The sequence below is a fragment of the Paraburkholderia sp. BR13444 genome (genome assembly GCF_040948755.1).
In the GTDB taxonomy this organism is placed as follows: domain Bacteria; phylum Pseudomonadota; class Gammaproteobacteria; order Burkholderiales; family Burkholderiaceae; genus Paraburkholderia; species Paraburkholderia youngii.
Genome location: NZ_JBFPKM010000003.1, coordinates 493,363 through 510,630, shown reverse-complemented (window position 1 = coordinate 510,630; position 17,268 = coordinate 493,363). Strand labels below are relative to the sequence as shown.

Below are 17,268 nucleotides of genomic sequence, written 5' to 3'. Positions count from 1 at the left end.
TTCGACGATGATCAGGCGCTCGGAATTAGCGAAACCACTTCGCCAGCGCCACACACGACGTGGTTCGGGCATGTCGCGCTGCCGCCGTCGCCTCCCACTCACCCAACCGCGGTTGGCAGTGCTGAACTCGCCCCGCCTGCGTTTTCCGTTCCGTCCGATCATGGCGCTAAAGCTACTCCGGATAGTGCTGCGCCGCAGTCGGTTACGCGAGGGCCCGACGAGGCAAGCTATACCGCTACACAAGCTCGCCGCCATTCGGCGCCGGACGTGAGAGCAATCGAGCGGCATGCGAGCGGGATCACTGGACCCAAATCGCCGGCGCCACGAGCGTCTTCGTCCGATCATGTCGCGGGACCATCGCCAGTTCCTGCGCTCGGATCTGCAACTAGCAGTGCTGAGCACGCCACACGCGGGTCTTCCGCTTCGCTCGATCACCGCAGTGCACCTTCTCCGAATACTCGCGGCGCACCTTCTCGGAATTCTGCTTCACTGCAACTGGTTCAAAGGCAGCCTGCAGGCGGTCGCGCAGGAGGCGGTTTGGGCGCGGGAGGTTCGAATGCCGGCAACTCGGGTGCAGGCGCGGCCGGTTCGGGCGGACGTGGTTCTGGTGCAGGTGCCGGTGGCTCGGGTGCAGGTGCAGGCAGCTCGGGCGCAGGCGCAGCCGGTTCCGGTGCCGGTGGTTTAGGTGCCGGCAGCTCGAATGCCGGCAGTTCAGGCGCAGGCGGCCACGGTGCGGGCAGTTCTAGTGCGGGCAGTTCGGGTGCGGGCAATTCTAGTGCGGGCAGTTCGGGTGCAGGCAACTCGGGTGCAGGCAACTCGGGTGCAGGCAGTTCGGGCGCAGGCGGTCACGGTGCAGGCAATTCGGGTGCAGGCAGCTCGGGCGCAGGCGGTTCAGGCGCAGGCGGTTCGGGTTCAGGCGGCTCCGGCGCAGGTAGTTCGGGTGCCGGCAGTTCGGGCGCAGGCGGTCACGGTGCAGGCAGTTCGGGTGCAGGCAGTTCGGGTGCCGGCAGTTCGGGTTCAGGCAGTTCGGGCGCAGGCGGTTCAGGCGCAGGCGGTTCGGGTTCAGGCGGCTCCAGCGCAGGAAGTTCGGGTGCCGGCAGTTCGGGCGCAGGCGGTCACGGTGCAGGCGGTTCGGGTGCCGGCAGTTCGGGTTCAGGCAGTTCGGGTTCGGGCAGTTCGGGTTCAGGCAGTTCGGGTTCAGGCAGTTCGGGTTCAGGCAGTTCGGGCGCAGGCGGTTCGGGCGCAGGGGGTCACGGTGCAGGCAGTTCGGGGGCAGGCAGTTCGGGCGCAGGCGGCTCGGGTGCAGGCAGTTCGGGCGCGGGCGGTCACGGTGCAGGCAGTTCGGGTGCAGGCGGTTCGGGCGCGGGTGGTCACGGCTCAGGCGGTCCGGGTGGAGGCGGTCACGGCTCAGGCGGTTCGGGCGGAGGCGGTTACGGCGGAGGCGGTTCGGGCTCGGGCGGGTCAAGGTAATCCGCCGCCTCGTTTTCGGCCGCGCTATCGTGCACGAGACGAAGGTCATAGCGGCTATCCGACGGGTAATCCCGATCGTGTGGCGCGACAATCTGAAGGAGAAATGCGCCCCACGCAAGGTGAGAATGTCGCGGCGAAGTTGATGAGCCGATGTTGATTGACGCAGGCAAGCGCTTATTGATTGACGCGCTTTTTTTTGATTGTCGCCGATGCGGCTCTTGTTCCATGCGCGGCACGATTGGATGGAACTTGAAGGGTTAAATCAATCCCTTGCGTATGTCCCTCCGATGGCTGTATGCAGCCGGCCGCCCTGTTCTGGCAACACTGAGAGGCAAACGTCAGTTGCCGAAGCGCATCGACCATATGAGAGCAATGACGGGAACTAGCCTGCAGTACGCGTTCGTCCGCTCTTCACCGCTCCATCATCGTGGTGTCAATGCGCGTGCCGCGCTTGATGAAGAGCGTGACGGGCGTCTTTTCGCAGATCTCCGCGAGTCGAGCCCGTTGCGTGGCGTCGAGCGGCGCATCCACGTTGACGGTGCGACGAATGTACGGGTTGCGCTCCTGGTCCGCGTGCAGCGTCGTGGTCACATCGATGGCGCCGTCGGGCCAGCCCTTGCGCTGCATGTACATGCGCAGCGTCGCGGACGTGCACGCGGCGAGACCCGCAAGCACGAATTCGAAAGGGGCAGGCCCGCGATCCTGACCGCCTTCGTGCGGGCCTTCGTCGCCAGCGAGCGCATGGCGGCCGGCTTCGAGGGCCACGAGATAGTTGGGGGCATCGGCGGCGAGCCGTGCGGAGGCGGTGGCGAGCGGCATGGTAACTCCTCGAAACTGGGCGCCACCGCAGCGGTGGTCGATTGCGGGGGACGCGTTCAATATCGCCGGCTGCGTGCGGCAAGAAGCCAGTAAGCGCTGCCGTATTTGCGTACAGCAGCAACGTACCACGTTCACCGGCACCGAAGTCGCGTAGTTCCCCCTGCAACAGACTGTGTTGTTGGAGAATCAGACGCGCATGGTGCGCGAGCGCCTCTCTTGCCTCGGTGGTCACTACCCCACGGCGGCTTCTTTCACGCAGAACGACACCGGCATCCGACTCGAAGTTACTGATCCGCTCGCTTGCCGACGCCAATGCGAGATTTGCCTGTCGGGCCCCGGCTGCAATGCTGCCAGCATCGACCACGCAAACGAACAGACGCAGATCCCCGAGATCGAATCTCATATGCTCGCCCGTGGCGCGTTCAGGACTGACCAGATCGGCTTGTCGCTGCTGCCTGTCGTGCCCGCTCTCGCTGGAATGTGGTTGGGCTCGATCGTGCGTCCTGGGTTCTCGAACTGGCGCTGCATCCGTTCGCTTGAGTCTCGCAAAACATCTGCTGGCGGCAACCCGCAAAGCTAATGGAAAATCACGGATGAAAATTCGCCGCCTTCGATACGCGTAACTTTGGAGTTTTCGATGCCCAATCTAAGCCATTTTCTTTCATTCGGTCTCGTTGCATTCGGCATGGTGCTTACACCCGGACCGAATATGGTTTATCTGATTTCACGCTCCATCTGCCAAGGTCGTCAAGCTGGACTTATCTCCTTGGCTGGCGTCGCCCTTGGTTTCGTCTTCTACATGCTGTGTGCCGCATTCGGCATCACCGCTCTGGTTCTCGCTATACCCTACGCCTACGATGCGCTCCGCTTTGGCGGCGCGATGTATCTGCTCTATCTTGCGTGGCAAGCAGTCAAGCCCGGCGGACGCTCACCATTTCAGGTCCGCGATCTTCCCGTGGACAGCCGTCGCAAACTGTTCCTGATGGGGTTCACCACCAATCTGCTGAACCCCAAAATCGCCGTGCTTTACCTGTCGCTATTGCCTCAGTTCATTGATCCGTCGCACGGCAGCATATTTCATCAATCGCTTGCGCTGGGTGCAACGCAGATCGTGATCAGCGTCTGCGTAAATGCAGCCATTGCGACGATGGCTGGCTCGATTGCCGGATTTCTCGCGAGCCGCCCGACGTGGATTACGCTTCAACGCTGGTTGATGGGCACAGTGCTAGCGGGCCTTGCAGTCCGTATGGCAACGGAAGCCCGCCGGTAACCTTTCCTGTTCCGCGCCCACGAATGGGGGAAGGTGGAGAGCAGCGCCGCTCGACCTTCCCTGAGCGATCACGCTGCCGTCGATCCGGCGCACCGTCGCGCTGGTTGCGGTGATCGAAGCGGTGTTCCAGTTCCAGCTGTTCGGTCAGGCGCAATTGCTGACCGGCGGCGGACCGAACAATGCATCCCGACCGCTCGTCCAGTTCATCTACGAATCCGGCTTCCGCCAATGGTTGTTCGGCTATTCGGCTGCCGCGGCCCAAGACCGCCGACGAGTACAGCCGCGTCGCGCTCGAAACGGCCAAACTGATGCGCGCGGTCGATCCCACCATTCAACTCGCGGCGTGCGGCTCGTCGACCCATGACATGCCGACCTATGGAGCGCGGGAAGATCGCGTGCTCGAACACTGCTTCGATCAGGTCGACTTCATCTCCTTGCACAAGTACTTCGAGAACCGTCATGACTCGACCGCGGAATTCTTCGGCAACATCGACGTGATGGATGTGTTCATCAAGGAGAGCGTCGCCGTTGCGGACAGCGTGGCGGCGCGCAAGCATTCGAGCAAACGCATCATGCTGTCGTTCGATGAATGGAATGTCTGGTACAAGGCGCGCTCGATCAACGATCTGCGCAAACCGGGCTGGCCAAGCGCACCGCGCCTGATCGAGGAGCATCCCCGGCTTTCCAAATGGCTACCCAGTGCCGGGCGCTGGCGCGAATCTACTCCAATACATGTGCATGATGGCGTGCGAGTGGGCGGCATCTGGCAGATCGTCTCGCAGCAAGTGTTCGCGGGCGGCGCATTCGCCGCCTTCCAGGTTCTGTAGTGCAATGTGTGTGAACAAAAGATTCGGAAAAATCCGGGCTACGGCATTGTTTCCAATGCTTTCTTCAGTCGCGCGACTGCCTCGTCGGATTCTTGCTGGATTCTCGTTCGAACGAACAAGACATTTAACACCGCAAACCACAGTGTCGGTGCGCGGTACACGAAGTCGCGCTCGAATCGTGTCCCGGACGCTACGGGCGTCAGAGCGTAGCTCACTGTGCCTGCTGGCTTCCCGTCTATCGTGCCGACAATCGCCCATTTGCGCGGACGGTCCCGTACGGCGACGGTCCACAGGACGCTTCCCCGGCGACCCGCCACGCGAAATTCTTCCGCAACCTGTTCACCAACGTTTAACGAGTGGTCGATCGCCCCTCTTACCGATAGCGAAGATGGGTGCCAGCGGGGCCAGTGAGCGGGTGTCGTTACATAGTCGAAAACCACCGTATCGGGTCGCTCGATCGAGATCACGGTGGCAATCCTCGTCGTAAGATTGACCGGCCGAGGCAACGGGACGGCAAGCAGTGCAGCGACCGCGACGACTGCCAGGACCGCGCTCATCCATTTCGATGGCCATTTCATCCGGGACTCGCGAAGTACGGCTTCGTCGTCGCCGTGGTCACCGGCTTTCAATGCTTCAGGCAAGTGTCGGCGTTCTTCCACGTGCACACGTCGAGTCCCGTGTGAATGACCGGAGGCACGGACTTCCCTTCCGCGAGGTCACGCATGACCATCGCGGCGCGGTAGCCCATTTCCTCGGGCCGCTGGCCGACGAGCACATTCACCTTGCGGTCCTTGAGCGCCTGCAGTTCGGGCCCGAGCGTGTCAGCCGAGACGATCACGAATTTGCCGTTTTTGATCTTGTCCATGATCGGGGCGACGACCTGCGAAAAGGCCTGCGGAGCGAAGAGCGGCCAGCCGCCCGCCAGCAGAAAGGCGTCGAGACCCGTGGGGTTGGCGGTCAGCGTGTCCTGCATCATCTGGTTCGCCTTCGCGGCGTCGTCGTTCACGTAGAGCGGACAGCCACTGATCTCATGCCAGCCGTTCTCGCCAGCGAGCTTGGTGACGCCTTTCTTGCCGGATAGCACGTCGCGTGCACCCTGGGCCCGCTGATTGATGTTCTCCGCTGCCGGATTGCCCATCACGAGGCAGACGTTGCCGCCTTTCGGCATCAGCATCTTCAACTGTTCGCCAAGCTTGGCGCCCAGTTCGTAGTTGTCGGTGCCGACATAGCTCTTGCGCAGCGACGCATCCTTCGGCAGCAGATCGGCATCCGCAGTGATGACCGGGACCGATCCGCCGCGGCGGCGCAGCACCTCCGCCACAGCCGGCGCGTTCGCGGGCGAGATCGCCATGCTCGCGACGCCCTTGGTCAGCAGGTCGTCGATGATCTGCACTTGCGCGCTCTCGTCGGCCGCGGTCGCGGGACCGGTGTAATAACAGTTGTAGCCTTGCTTGTTGAGTTCCTTGTTCGCCCGTTCGCATCCCTGATGCATAAGGTCGAAGTACGGGTTGTCGAGACCCTTGACGACCAGCGCAAGGGTCTTATCGGCCGCAAAGCCCGGGGACGCCAGCATCGCGAGTCCTCCAGCCGCAGCAAGACACATCAACAGTTTTTTCATAGCTTCCTCCTGTTGGGCGCCGGGTCTACGGTGCCCATGTCGGCTTACACAGTCTTCGTAACGCGTCCCGCGTCCTGCGCACCGGCTCGAAAGCGGCCGGTGCGTCCAGAGACACTTCAATCCCCTTGCCGCTCGCCACCGAGCCGGTTGAAGAGCACCGCGACGACAATGAAGCTGCCGACGACCGTGCCCTGCCAGAACGCGTCGACGCCGAGCAGGATCAGACTGTTGCGGATGACTTCGATGAGCGCCGCGCCGACGACCGTGCCGAAGGCGCTGCCAACCCCGCCGATCAGATTGGTCCCACCGACCACGGTGGCCGCGATCACGCGCAGCTCGTCGCCCGTGCCGAGGCCTGTCGTGACTGCGCCCAGCCAGCCGACTTCGAGAATCGCCGCGACGCCCGCCATCAGGCCGCAGAGCACGTAGACGCTGCAAACGATGCGGCGTACCGGTACGCCGGTGAGAGTCGCCGCATGACGGTTGCCGCCGATCGCGAACACGTAGCGGCCCCAGCGCGTCCAACCGAACGCGAACCAGAACAACAGCCCAAGCAGGATCAGGAACCACACCGGATTGGCGACGCCGAGCGTCGCGCCGCCGCCGAGCGCGAGGAGTTTGCTGCCGTCGGGGCCGAAATCGAAAATGGTCCGGCTGCGGGAAATCACGAGTGCGAGGCTGCGGCCGACGCTCAGCATGGCGAGCGTCACGACGAAAGGCTGCATGCCGAGATACGCGATCAGCAAGCCGTTGACGAGGCCGACCAGCCCGGCGGTCAGTAGTCCCATGCCGATGCCGGCCCAGATCGGGTAGCCCGCGTTCATGACGACCGAGAGCACGATCCCGCTGATGCCGATGGTCGAGCCAACCGAAATGTCGATGCCGCCCGTGACGATCACCGCCATCATTCCCAGCGCCACGATGGCGACGAAGGCGAAGTTTCGCGTAACGTTGAAAAGATTCTCGGAGGTCGCGAAGGTCGAGGTCGCAATCGATAGGGCGATACAGGCAACGATCGTTGCCAGAACGACCCAGAACACCTGGCTTGCGAGTAGTCCCGACCAGCGAGTATGCGTCCTCGCGGACTGTGGATCATCGAGCAATGGCGGCATTGTGGGGGGCCTTCGCGACGCGTCGTTCAATGTGGGGCTCCGAGGCAAGGCAGTTTCAGGCAGCGGCGATGGCGCCGGTGATGAGACCAGTCACCTCTTCCGGGGAGGACGCTTCGGTCTTCTTGTCCGCGACCTTGCGCCCGCGCCGCATCACAACCACCCGGTGGGCGACGGCGAATACGTCAGGCATGCGGTGGCTGATGAGGATGACGGCGATACCGTGTTCGGACAGGCGTTTGATGAGATCAAGCACCTCGGCGACCTGGCGGACGCTGATTGCGGCGGTCGGCTCGTCCATGAGGACGAGCCTCGCTTCAGAGAGGCGTGTGCGGGCGATGGCCACCGCTTGCCGCTGCCCTCCCGACATTTGCCTGACGAGGTCGCGCGGGCGCGTCTCGGACTTCAGTTGCTTGAACAGATCACCCGCACGCCGATACATGGTCGCGTGATCGAGCACGCGGATAGGTCCGAACCCGATCCGCAGTTCGCGGCCAAGGAAGACGTTGGCGGCTGCCGTCAGATTGTCGCAAAGCGCGAGGTCCTGATAGACGACCTCGATGCCGCGAGTGCGGGCGTCGATCGGCTTGTTGAAATGCACGGGATTTCCATCGATGAGAATGTCACCGTGCGAAGGCGGAAAGTTGCCGGCGACCACCTTCACCAATGTCGATTTCCCGGCCCCGTTATCGCCCATGAGCCCGACCACCTCGCCTGGCTCCAGGCTGAGCGTCACGTCGATCAGGGCCTGAATGGCGCCGAAATGTCTGGAAACGCCTCTGAGCTCGAGAAGACTCATAGACTGTCGCGTTCGCTGGGTGGAGGCGCCCACCGCATTGGCTGGGCAGCCAGTAGACGTACGAGGTAGGTAGATGTTTTTTAGTGCACGATGCGGCTTTTAGCAAGGCACTTTAGCCACCTGCCGAACTCGCTCATCTGCCGTGCCCGCTTCACTTCATCACTATGCAGATAGATCGACGTCGTCGACTCTGAAGCAACCGGTCGTGGCAAGTCGTGGCTTCGGAATTCTTCGTGTAGAGCGGGAATATTCGAAGTCCTGCGGTCGTTTAGCTTGCGGCGATGTCTCGCCAGTGCCGAGGAGGGTAGCTATGTCTCTGATCTCGCGTGGTCTCAAGGCGGCTGTGATTATGCTCGCCGCCGGTTTCACAATCGGGCATGCCGCTGCTGATGATGCCTATGTCGTTAAACCGCTCGTGTCCAACGTGGCAGGTGCTGCCCCGAAGGTCGACGGTGTTTTGCAGAACGCCTGGGGTATTGCCTTTAGTCCGGCAGGAAGTCCATTCTGGATCAACGACAATGCCACCGGCTGCTCCACGCTGTATGACGGCGAGGGGACAAAGGTGACGACGTTGCAGGTCGCCATTCCGCTGCCAGGCAACGTGATGCCGGCCGGCGCCTGTCATCCCGTCCTTCCGAAGTCTCCACCGAATCCCACGCCCGCGGCGCCAACCGGGATTGTATGGAATCCTTCGTCTGCGTTTCTCGTGCCAGGTACCAAGATCCCGGCCATATTCATCTTCGCAACTGAAGATGGCACGATTTCCGCTTGGGCCGGTGGATTGAATCCGGCGAACAACGCCGTGATCGCGGTCGATAACTCGTCCAATCCCTCCGCCGCCAACGGGGCTGTCTACAAGGCGCTCGTCTTCGGAGTGAATGCGCAAGGCGGATTCCTGTTTGCGACGAACTTCCGTTCGGGTCGGATCGATGTCTTTGGGCCGAATGGTTCAGACGGCCTGTTCACGCCTGCGACGACCGACGGCGGCTTCGTTGACCCGAACATCCCAGCCGGCTATGCGCCGTTTGGCATCGCGAACATCGATGGGGATCTTTTCGTCACCTACGCAAAGCAGAACAAAGAGAAGCACGACGACGATGCAGGACGCGGTCGTGGATTCGTCGATGTATTCGATACCGACGGCCACCTGCTGCGTCGCTTTGCAAGCCGAGGGACGCTCGACTCGCCGTGGGGTATCACGCGCGCATCGTTTGCGTTCGGCCGCTTCAGCGGCAAGATTCTCATTGGCAACTTCGGCGATGGTCGAATCAATGTCTTCGACAATGACGGCGGGTTCGTCGATCAGTTGGAGAATGAGTTCGGCAATCCACTGGCAATCGACGGGCTGTGGACTCTGACACTCGGTGGCGGCCGCAATTCGAGCCCGGACACGCTGTACTTCTCGGCCGGTCCTAACAAGGAGACAAATGGACTTTTCGGGATCATCGCTCCAGCAAGCGGCTCCAGGGAGCGAGTCGCCGACCATTGACGATATTAAAGTTCGGACGAAGGACCTCGCCTCAGCCGGTCGCGGAACTCGCCAGACGTGACCGGCTGCCTCCGGACTGAGCTTTACTTACAGGTCTGGTTATCCACTGGATCGAATGGTCTAAACTTCAGTCATTGCGTCGATGCAGCCGCAGCGGATAGGCGATCAAAGACCATGACAGGGGCACCCGACACGCAAAACGCGCCACCTGTTACGCAAAACATGCCATCGGGAGACGGCGCCATCATGCCGACGGCTGTGAATAGCAGCGTTGAGCACTGAAAGAACGGGGTATGGCAGGTTTGCATCATGAAGGGGAAGGTTCTGTTTGCCGTGCTGCTGCTTGGCGCGATAGATTGCGCAGCGGAGCCAGGTTATTACAACACGTGCGCGGCGTATCCGGCTTATCCGTGTGAGTTCTATGCCGGGTGCCCGTCTCGCGGCCAGCCATGTGTATTCCTTGGCGGCGATTTCCGCCGCTTCCACGACGTTGACCATGGCGACGGCTTTCACCATGGGTTCCACGGTCGCAGTACCCAGTTCGAGCAGGGCGGGGGCCACAGCGGCGGTCACGGCGCACGCAACTAGGCACCGGCACAGGAGTCTATCGACGAAAATTCAGACGAGCAGAGTGCGGCACGCGCTGTCGCAACCGGGCATAGCCCTTGCCATCGTGTGCATGTCGGTGTTGTTTGTCCCGTATCAGGTCGCCGTGCCTCGCAAATCTCTAATGTGCTGATAGACGGTGGCACGTCCCATCCCCAACACATTCGCGACGTAGTTGGCAGCGCTCTTCCCCTTGAACGCCCCTTCGGCCCACAGCGCTTCGACGATCTCGCGACGATGGTCGCGAGTCAGCGAATTCAGCGCCAACTGACGTTCCTGGAGCCATGTGTGAAGGAACGTGTTGATGCGTTCCTGCCAGTCGTCCTTGAACAGCTCTTCGGGCTGCTTCACGACGCCGGCGCCGGAGATCACACGATCGATCACATGTTTGATGTCTTCGAAGACGGCGATGTTGTAGTTCACGCACATCACGCCGACAGCGCTACCGGCATCGTCGAACAACACCGTGCTGACGCACCGCATCCGCCTCCCATCCCAATTGATTTTTTCATACGGCCCGACCGTACCGGACTCCGCGGAATGGTCGATCTCTTCCAACGCGGAGTCGTCGCCGAGTTCGCGTTTCGACAGGTTATTGGCGATGTAGGCGATCGTTTGACTTTGCAGGTCATGAATGACGATTTCGACGTACGGGAAAAACAACAGCGCAATGCCATCGGCGACACGGCTGTAGCGATCCAGAAGTAGCCGACGTGCGGCCGTTGTCTTGGGCTTTCGCATAGGGATAGATGCTTGCAGCTTTCTGAAAGTCCACTTGGGTGGGCGACGGTATGGAAGGTCCGAAATGTTCGGCATTTTGCCACGAGCGATGCGGTACTTCTGCTCGATGGTACGACGACCAGCATGTCGGCGAACGGCCTTTGCCATTGCTCCGGCGGCATGGCGCGATCTGGCGCGTCGGCAAGATCGTGGCGATTACTTACATGCCGGCTCGAGCAGTCAGATATTTGAACAGTTCATAGGCAATCGCGACGTCTTCAAGACCCAGCCCGATCGAGCGGAAAAACGCATGCTTTCGATAGGACGGTTTGGTCGCTTCCCCGCACATGAGTTCGGCGAGATCGCCCAGCACGGCTTCGGGACGCCAGCCATGATGTTGCGAAGCCAGCTTCATCTCGCCCGCGCTGGCTGGGGTGGTGCGGCGGTAGTCGCAATAGACGTCCATGTCGGCAAGCCATGCGGGCGGAATCTCATGAGCGTTCGCCACGTTGGTGCTGATAGACGTGATGAGCGCTGGCTTGCCTAGCATGTTTTCGTGCAGCACCGGGGTGCCGGACGAGGTACACAGCGCAACGACGTCGGCGTCGGCGACACAGTCTTCGATCCTTGTACAGATGGAGGCTCTTTCATCGAGCGCCGCGAGCTGCGCACGTTTTTCGGTGTCGTTCGCAAGCCCGGGAGAAAACACCCGGATCGATTGCCATGGCCGTGTCGACGCCAGATGCCGCACATGAGCCCGTCCGACCGCCCCTGCGCCGACAATCGCGAGCTGGCGCGCATGATCGGCGGCGAGTTGCTGTACCGCGAGTGCGGTCGCTCCGGCGGTGCGCTCGATCGTCAGCAAGCCTGAATCGCACCACATCAGCGGTTGCCCCGTTTCCATCGACATCAATGCCGTCCACGCGGTAATGATCGGCTTCGCCTGCGTGACGATGTACGGCGACAGCTTCGCGCCGAACACCTTCGCATCCGCCATCACGCCAAGATAGGTGATGAAGTCGCCAGCGTTCTGCGGGAAAAGAGTCAGCGTCTGCGGAGGTTGCACTGCCATGTGGCTTCCCAGCGCGCGAAACATCTGCGCCAGCACGCTGCGCACGTCGAGGTGGGGTAGCGCCTCGCGGACGGTTTGCTGGTCGACGATCAGGGGCAATGCGTTTTCTGACTGGGCCATTGAACTGCGCTCCACAACGATGCCGGTGCTCCGGCGGTGAGGCGATTCTAAGTCAAACAGTCCAGTCTGGACATTTATTTTTGAAATTGCTGGCTTTTATATCTGTCCAGAATAGACTGTCAATCCAGAGCAGGTGTGAGGCCGGCGCGTCAGCATGCCTCATGCGATGTCTCGGAGCGGGTCGGTCAACCGTCGCGCATGCCCTCAATCGTCGTCGCCCAAACACCAGGGGACCTCTTATGTTTCGGAAGCTTCAACTTTCACTTATCGTCGCCGCTGCGTTGGTGGGCTCGCTTGGGACCGTCGGCGTGCAGGCTCAGGACACCTTGCGCTTCGGCATCGAGGCAGCCTACCCGCCGTTCGAAAGCAAGTCGCCGAGCGGGCAATTGCAGGGCTTCGACGTCGACGTCGGCAATGCGGTCTGCACGAAGCTGGGCGTGAAGTGCGTGTGGGTCGAGAACGCGTTCGATGGACTGATTCCCGCGTTGGAAGCCCGCAAATTCGACGTAATCAATTCCGCGATGAACATCACGGACAAGCGCAAGCAATCGATTGAATTCACGAAGCCGATCTATATCGTGCCGATCGTGATGGTGGCCCGACGAGGCTCCGGCCTGTTGCCCGACGTGAAAAGTCTGCAGGGCAAACGGGTGGGCGTGTTGCAGGGGTCCTCGCAGGAGGATTTCCTCAAAGCTCACTGGGCGAATGCCGGCGTAACGGTGGTCTCGTACCAGGACCAGGATCAGGTCTACGCCGACCTGCTCGGCGGGCGCCTCGACGCTGCCGTTCAGGAAGCGCAAACTGCGCAGGACGGTTTCCTCGGTAAGCCCGCGGGCCACGAGTATGCGATCGTCGGCAAGCCGCTCAGCGATCCGGCAACGCTCGGCGAGGGCACCGGCTGGGGCTTGCGCAAGGCCGACAAGGCGCTGGTCGCGAAAGTCAATGCCGCACTCGACGCGCTGAAGAAAGACGGCACGTTGAGCAGTCTTTCGCAGAAGTATTTCAACAACGACATCATCGCGAAGTAACGGGTCCACGAGCCGGCGCCAGAGGTTTCGCGCCGGCTTGCTGCGCAAAATGCGGCAGCCCGGCGTCCAGTCCTGACAGAAAAAGCGAAGCGAGTTTATGGATTTCGATGTGATAGTGCTGGGCGCCGGGATTGTCGGCGTATCGTCCGCACTGCAGTTGCAGGATCGCGGCCGCCGGGTGGCACTGGTGGACCGGCGCGCTCCGGGCGAAGAGACCAGCTTCGGCAACGCGGGTCTGATTGAAAGCTCGTCGGTCGTTCCGTACGGCTTTCCGCGCGATTTCGGCACGTTGCTGCGCTATGCGAAGAATCGTTCGACCGACCTGTACTGGGACTATCGGGCGTTGCCGCACTTTGCGAGCTGGCTGGCGCGCTTCTGGTGGGAATCGTCGCCCGAGCGATTGATGGCGGCCGCGCGCGACATGTTGCCGTTGATCCAGCAAAGCGTTGCGGAACATGATCGGCTCATCGAGCGCGCGCAACTCGGCCATCTCATTCGCGACAGCGGCTGGATCGACGCCTATCGCACCCCGGCGGAATTTTCGCGGCAGGCGGCGGCCGCCGCAATGACTGCAAGGACCTATGGCTTGCGGGTCGCGGTGCTGGATTCGGCGGCGCTGGCCGCGCGCGAGCCAGGCCTCGCGGACGGCTTTTGTGGCGCGTTGCATTGGCAGGACCCGAAGAGCATCGTCAATCCGGGGGCACTGACCAAAGGTTATGCGAGTCTTTTCGAAGCAGGCGGCGGAACGGTGCTCACCGGCGACGCCGCCACGCTAACGGCGCAAGCGGGCGCGTGGAGCGTTCAGACATCGTCGGGCCGGATTAGTGCAAAAGAAGTCGTGGTAGCGCTCGGTTCATGGTCTGACCGCGTTTTCGCGCCGCTTGGTTACCGCATTCCTTTGCGCGCGAAGCGCGGTTATCACATGCACTACCGTCCTACCCGCCAGATGCTGTCGATGCCGTTCGTCGACGCGGAGCAGGGTTATGTGGTGGCGCCGATGGAAGGGCGCTTGCGGCTCACCACCGGGGTCGAGATCGCGCGGCGTGACGCCAGGCCGACAGGCATCCAGCTCGAACGCGCGGAGCGAATCGCCAGGCCGAGCTTCGGTCTGGGTGAGCGGCTCGACACGAGTCCGTGGCTCGGCCTGCGTCCTTGCACACCCGACATGCGCCCCGTCATTGGGCGCGCGCCGCGTCATCGCGGGTTGTGGTTTGCATTCGGTCACAACCACCATGGCTTGACCCTAGGTCCCGTGACCGGTCGACTGTTGGCGGAGATGATGACCGGGACACCGACCTGTGCGGATGCACGTCCGTTTCGCGCTGAACGGTTTCGTAGTTAGTCCGCACAGGACGGCGCAAAACGTTGAGATATCGGCATGCATCCGCGACGCCGACTGCTATTCTTCAGACACAGCGACTCATGCATTTCCGGTCGACTCTGCGGGTCGTCGGCAGCCATTCCGCACGCAGCGGAAAGGGGGCTGTATGTCGCATTCGAAACTACCCTGGCCCTCGCGACGCGCACTGCGTCGACAGCACTGGCGCGGCCGCATCTGGCTTGCCGTCGGCATTTCGCTGACTGGACTGTCCCTGACACCCGTTGCGTTCGCGGCGGGCCGCCTTCCGCAAGGCGGCACATATACTGCCGGTACTGGCACGATAGTTAACCAGGGCAACGCTCTTTTGATCACGCAACCGGGTTCGACGCGCGGCGTGATCGACTGGAGCAGTTTCTCGATCGGCAGGCACAACAGCGTGACGTTCGACAACGGCACGGGCGCGACCCTGAACCGGGTAACGGGTGGCCCGCCCTCGGCCATTTTTGGCAGGCTCAGCGCAACGGGAAGCCTCTATGTGATCAATCCGCAGGGCATCGTCGTGGGTCCGTCGGGTGTGGTCAGCACCGGTGGCCGCTTCGTCGCGTCCACCCTCGATGTCTGCAACAGTGCATTCATGAGCGGCAGCAGCGCGCTTACGCTCTCGGGCGGCTCCGATGCAAGCGTGGTCAACCTGGGCAGCATCAGTTCGAGTGGCGGCGATGTGTTGCTGATTGCGCGACACGCAGTCATCAACGCCGGCACCGTGGCAGCGCCCAACGGCACGGCGGAACTGGCTGCAGGGGGCCAGGTGCTGTTGCAGGACTCAGCGGGCAACCGGCAGGTGTTCGTGCAGACGGGCAGTCAGGGCACCGTGGTCAACAAGGGGCTCATCAACGCCGCGCAGGTCAACCTGCAGGCCGCCGATGGCAACGTCTATGCGCTCGCCGGTAGCGGCACGCGCATCCGCGCGACGGGCACGGCAAGCCGCGACGGCCATGTGTGGCTGGTGGCCGACAGCGGCCGTGTGGACCAACTCGGCGGGATCGCCGCAGGCAACGCGGACGGCAGCGGCGGAACGGTCGATACCCAGGCGGCACAACTGACGTTCGGCAGGCACACAGTGGTCGATGCAAGGCAATGGAATCTCCTGACACCCGCTTTCACGATCGATGATGCCGCCGCGCATGCGTTGCACCGCAGCCTGAACGACGGCACCTCGGTCAACGTCACCACGACGGGCGCGAACGGCGCAACGGGCGACCTGGGTGTCACGTCGAGCCTGCGCTGGTCAGGTCCGGCTTCGCTCACGCTCGCGGCGTACCGCCACGTCTCGGTGACGTCGGGCACGACCATCGCGAACGACGGCACGGGCAACCTGACCTTACGCGCCGACGCGTCAGGCATCGACAACGGCGGCAGCGTGACCAGCGATGGGACCATCGACTGGTCGAAAAGTACCGGCATTGTCAGCGCCCTCTACGACATGAACGGCAGCTACAATCCCGGCACGATCGTCGCGAACAGCGCATGGACAGCAGCTCCGTATAGCGGTCTCATCGCCCAGGTGACCGGCTACAAGCTGGTCAATTCGGTTGGCGATTTACAGAACATCGCGCTCGATCTCGGCGGCGCATATGCGCTCGGCAAAGACCTCGACGCCAGTGCGACCGATACGTCTTTCGCTTTCTCTTCGCTCGGCAATGCGACCACGCCATTTTCCGGCCAGTTCGACGGCATGAGGCATGTGATCGACAGGTTCACCCAGTTTGATCAGAGCTCGACCGAGCAGCCGGCGATGGGACTGTTCGGCGCGATCGGGCCGACCGGCGTCGTGCGCAATGTCGGGATGACCAACGCCCGGGTCGTGACCAATTTCTATTTCCCGAGCGGGCTCCCGCTGGGCATTCTGGCCGGCGAGAATCATGGCTTGATTACCTACGCCTACACTACCGGCGGCCGCGGTTCCGGCGCGTTCGAAGGCGCGGTCCTCGGCGGCCTCGTTGGATACAACGACGGCCTGATCGAGCGCTCGTGGAGCAGCGCGTTCGTCGGTTCTGCCGGCCTGCTCGGCGGCCTCGTCGGTGGCAACGGCGGTACCATCGTGCAATCTTATGCGACAGGGACGGTGAGCGGCGGCTATCATGGCTCCGGTGGCGGTCTGGTCGGCGCTAACGGCGGAACGATTTCGCAGTCGTATGCAACGGGGCAAGTGAGCGGCCCATTCAGCGCCGGCGGACTGGCTCAATCGAATACCGGCCTCATCGAGCAGTCGTTTGCGTCGGGCGAAGTCTTAGGACCAATTTTGCAGGGCCCGGATTATGGCACTTATGGCGGCATCGTCGCCTACCAGGGCTTACCGGCTGGAGTGCCGCTGGCGTCCAACGTCTACTGGGACAAGGAGACGACAACGCGAACGAAGAGCAGCGGGTACGGCGCGCAGCTACCCGCGTCCAACGGGCTCACGACCGCACAGATGAGCAATCCGGCCAGCTTTGACGTCTCGTGGGATTTCAGTGAGACCGGGACGTGGGTCATACCGGCGGGCGCGACCCACCCGATCCTGCGCTGGCAACTAGCGCCCTAGGCGCTGCAGCGAACTGGGGCGCGCACGCAGAACTGGCTCAGCCGCGTCGGCTGGTGGCATTGCAACGACAGATTGGGGGGAAGCCGGCCTCCGACTGCCTGCCTGAGCATGTCTGCGAACGTCCGAAGATGGCCAACTGAGCCGGTGATCAGCAGCTTGTCTCCAATGCCTTTTTCGCTCAACCGATTGGTCCCGCGAGCATTGCCTGGTTGGCGAGCCCTCCTTCATCACCATAGCCCCGTGTGCTGGGCCCTGTCGAATTGCGCTTCGCAGTCCGTTCCGCATCGACATCGATGTCGCGGAAACTGATGACCGACTTCCGTCGATGTGCTGCAACTTGACGGTTGAATTTAATCAATTCGGCGAAAAGCTGCTGTTCCTTGACCGCATCTGGATACTTTGCTCCACGTGCGATT

Annotated in this window: 15 protein-coding genes and 1 pseudogene; 7 read left to right on the top strand and 9 right to left on the bottom strand. The window is 62.2% G+C overall.

Annotated features, from left to right (window positions below; all coding sequences use genetic code 11):
• The first annotated feature begins 343 nt into the window (after positions 1-343).
• On the top strand, positions 344-685 hold the full coding sequence (locus tag AB3X95_RS11335) for a hypothetical protein (protein WP_368621358.1): 342 nt from the start codon (positions 344-346) through the stop codon (positions 683-685).
• An 87-nt stretch (positions 686-772) separates the two neighbouring features.
• Here AB3X95_RS11335 and AB3X95_RS11330 read toward each other — a convergent pair whose 3' ends face one another.
• The 3 genes and pseudogenes from AB3X95_RS11330 to AB3X95_RS11320 all read right to left on the bottom strand — a co-directional run.
• On the bottom strand, positions 773-1,519 hold the full coding sequence (locus AB3X95_RS11330; RefSeq protein ID WP_368621357.1) for a hypothetical protein: 747 nt from the start codon (positions 1,517-1,519) through the stop codon (positions 773-775).
• A 362-nt stretch (positions 1,520-1,881) separates the two neighbouring features.
• Positions 1,882-2,289, bottom strand: coding sequence for an OsmC family protein (locus AB3X95_RS11325; RefSeq protein ID WP_184228666.1), 408 nt, complete (start codon positions 2,287-2,289; stop codon positions 1,882-1,884).
• A gap of 277 nt (positions 2,290-2,566) precedes the next feature.
• Positions 2,567-2,692: pseudogene (locus tag AB3X95_RS11320) on the bottom strand (LysR family transcriptional regulator); the annotation flags it as partial.
• A gap of 234 nt (positions 2,693-2,926) precedes the next feature.
• Here AB3X95_RS11320 and AB3X95_RS11315 point away from each other — a divergent pair.
• Complete coding sequence (locus tag AB3X95_RS11315) at positions 2,927-3,559, top strand: LysE family translocator (protein ID WP_176111699.1); 633 nt, start codon at positions 2,927-2,929, stop codon at positions 3,557-3,559.
• Positions 3,560-3,738: 179 nt separating this feature from the next.
• Positions 3,739-4,386 carry a hypothetical protein gene (locus AB3X95_RS11310; protein ID WP_368621356.1) on the top strand — a complete coding sequence of 216 codons (648 nt, stop codon included), beginning with the start codon at positions 3,739-3,741 and terminating at the stop codon, positions 4,384-4,386.
• A gap of 38 nt (positions 4,387-4,424) precedes the next feature.
• On the opposite strand, the gene AB3X95_RS11305 is transcribed toward AB3X95_RS11310, so the two are convergent.
• The 4 genes from AB3X95_RS11305 to AB3X95_RS11290 all read right to left on the bottom strand — a co-directional run bounded on the left by AB3X95_RS11305 (position 4,425) and on the right by AB3X95_RS11290 (position 7,912).
• Complete coding sequence (locus tag AB3X95_RS11305) at positions 4,425-4,964, bottom strand: SRPBCC family protein (RefSeq protein ID WP_368621489.1); 540 nt, start codon at positions 4,962-4,964, stop codon at positions 4,425-4,427.
• Positions 4,965-5,011: 47 nt separating this feature from the next.
• Positions 5,012-6,004, bottom strand: coding sequence for a sugar-binding protein (locus tag AB3X95_RS11300; RefSeq protein WP_176122761.1), 993 nt, complete (start codon positions 6,002-6,004; stop codon positions 5,012-5,014).
• Positions 6,005-6,120: 116 nt separating this feature from the next.
• Positions 6,121-7,044: an ABC transporter permease gene (locus tag AB3X95_RS11295; protein WP_309234956.1), complete on the bottom strand. Its 924-nt coding sequence runs from the start codon at positions 7,042-7,044 to the stop codon at positions 6,121-6,123.
• A gap of 127 nt (positions 7,045-7,171) precedes the next feature.
• A complete protein-coding gene (locus AB3X95_RS11290) occupies positions 7,172-7,912 on the bottom strand; it encodes an ATP-binding cassette domain-containing protein (protein ID WP_176122759.1) in 741 nt (246 codons plus the stop codon).
• A 310-nt stretch (positions 7,913-8,222) separates the two neighbouring features.
• Here AB3X95_RS11290 and AB3X95_RS11285 point away from each other — a divergent pair, with 310 nt between their 5' ends.
• Positions 8,223-9,401, top strand: a complete 1,179-nt coding sequence (locus tag AB3X95_RS11285; RefSeq protein ID WP_368621355.1) for a TIGR03118 family protein — start codon at positions 8,223-8,225, stop codon at positions 9,399-9,401.
• A gap of 702 nt (positions 9,402-10,103) precedes the next feature.
• Here AB3X95_RS11285 and AB3X95_RS11280 read toward each other — a convergent pair.
• Together AB3X95_RS11280 and AB3X95_RS11275 are read right to left on the bottom strand one after the other, a co-directional pair.
• Positions 10,104-10,823: a transcriptional regulator gene (locus AB3X95_RS11280; RefSeq protein ID WP_368621488.1), complete on the bottom strand. Its 720-nt coding sequence runs from the start codon at positions 10,821-10,823 to the stop codon at positions 10,104-10,106.
• A 124-nt stretch (positions 10,824-10,947) separates the two neighbouring features.
• On the bottom strand, positions 10,948-11,919 hold the full coding sequence (locus tag AB3X95_RS11275; RefSeq protein ID WP_368621354.1) for an ornithine cyclodeaminase family protein: 972 nt from the start codon (positions 11,917-11,919) through the stop codon (positions 10,948-10,950).
• A 239-nt stretch (positions 11,920-12,158) separates the two neighbouring features.
• Between AB3X95_RS11275 and AB3X95_RS11270 the strand changes: the two genes are divergently transcribed.
• The 3 genes from AB3X95_RS11270 (at position 12,159) to AB3X95_RS11260 (ending at position 16,852) form a co-directional block, all read left to right on the top strand.
• Complete coding sequence (locus AB3X95_RS11270) at positions 12,159-12,947, top strand: ABC transporter substrate-binding protein (protein ID WP_176111711.1); 789 nt, start codon at positions 12,159-12,161, stop codon at positions 12,945-12,947.
• 97 nt (positions 12,948-13,044) lie between these two features.
• Entirely contained in the window at positions 13,045-14,289 is a 1,245-nt protein-coding gene (locus AB3X95_RS11265) for an NAD(P)/FAD-dependent oxidoreductase (protein WP_368621353.1), read from the top strand.
• A gap of 145 nt (positions 14,290-14,434) precedes the next feature.
• On the top strand, positions 14,435-16,852 hold the full coding sequence (locus AB3X95_RS11260) for a filamentous hemagglutinin N-terminal domain-containing protein (RefSeq protein ID WP_368621352.1): 2,418 nt from the start codon (positions 14,435-14,437) through the stop codon (positions 16,850-16,852).
• The last annotated feature ends 416 nt before the right edge of the window (positions 16,853-17,268 follow it).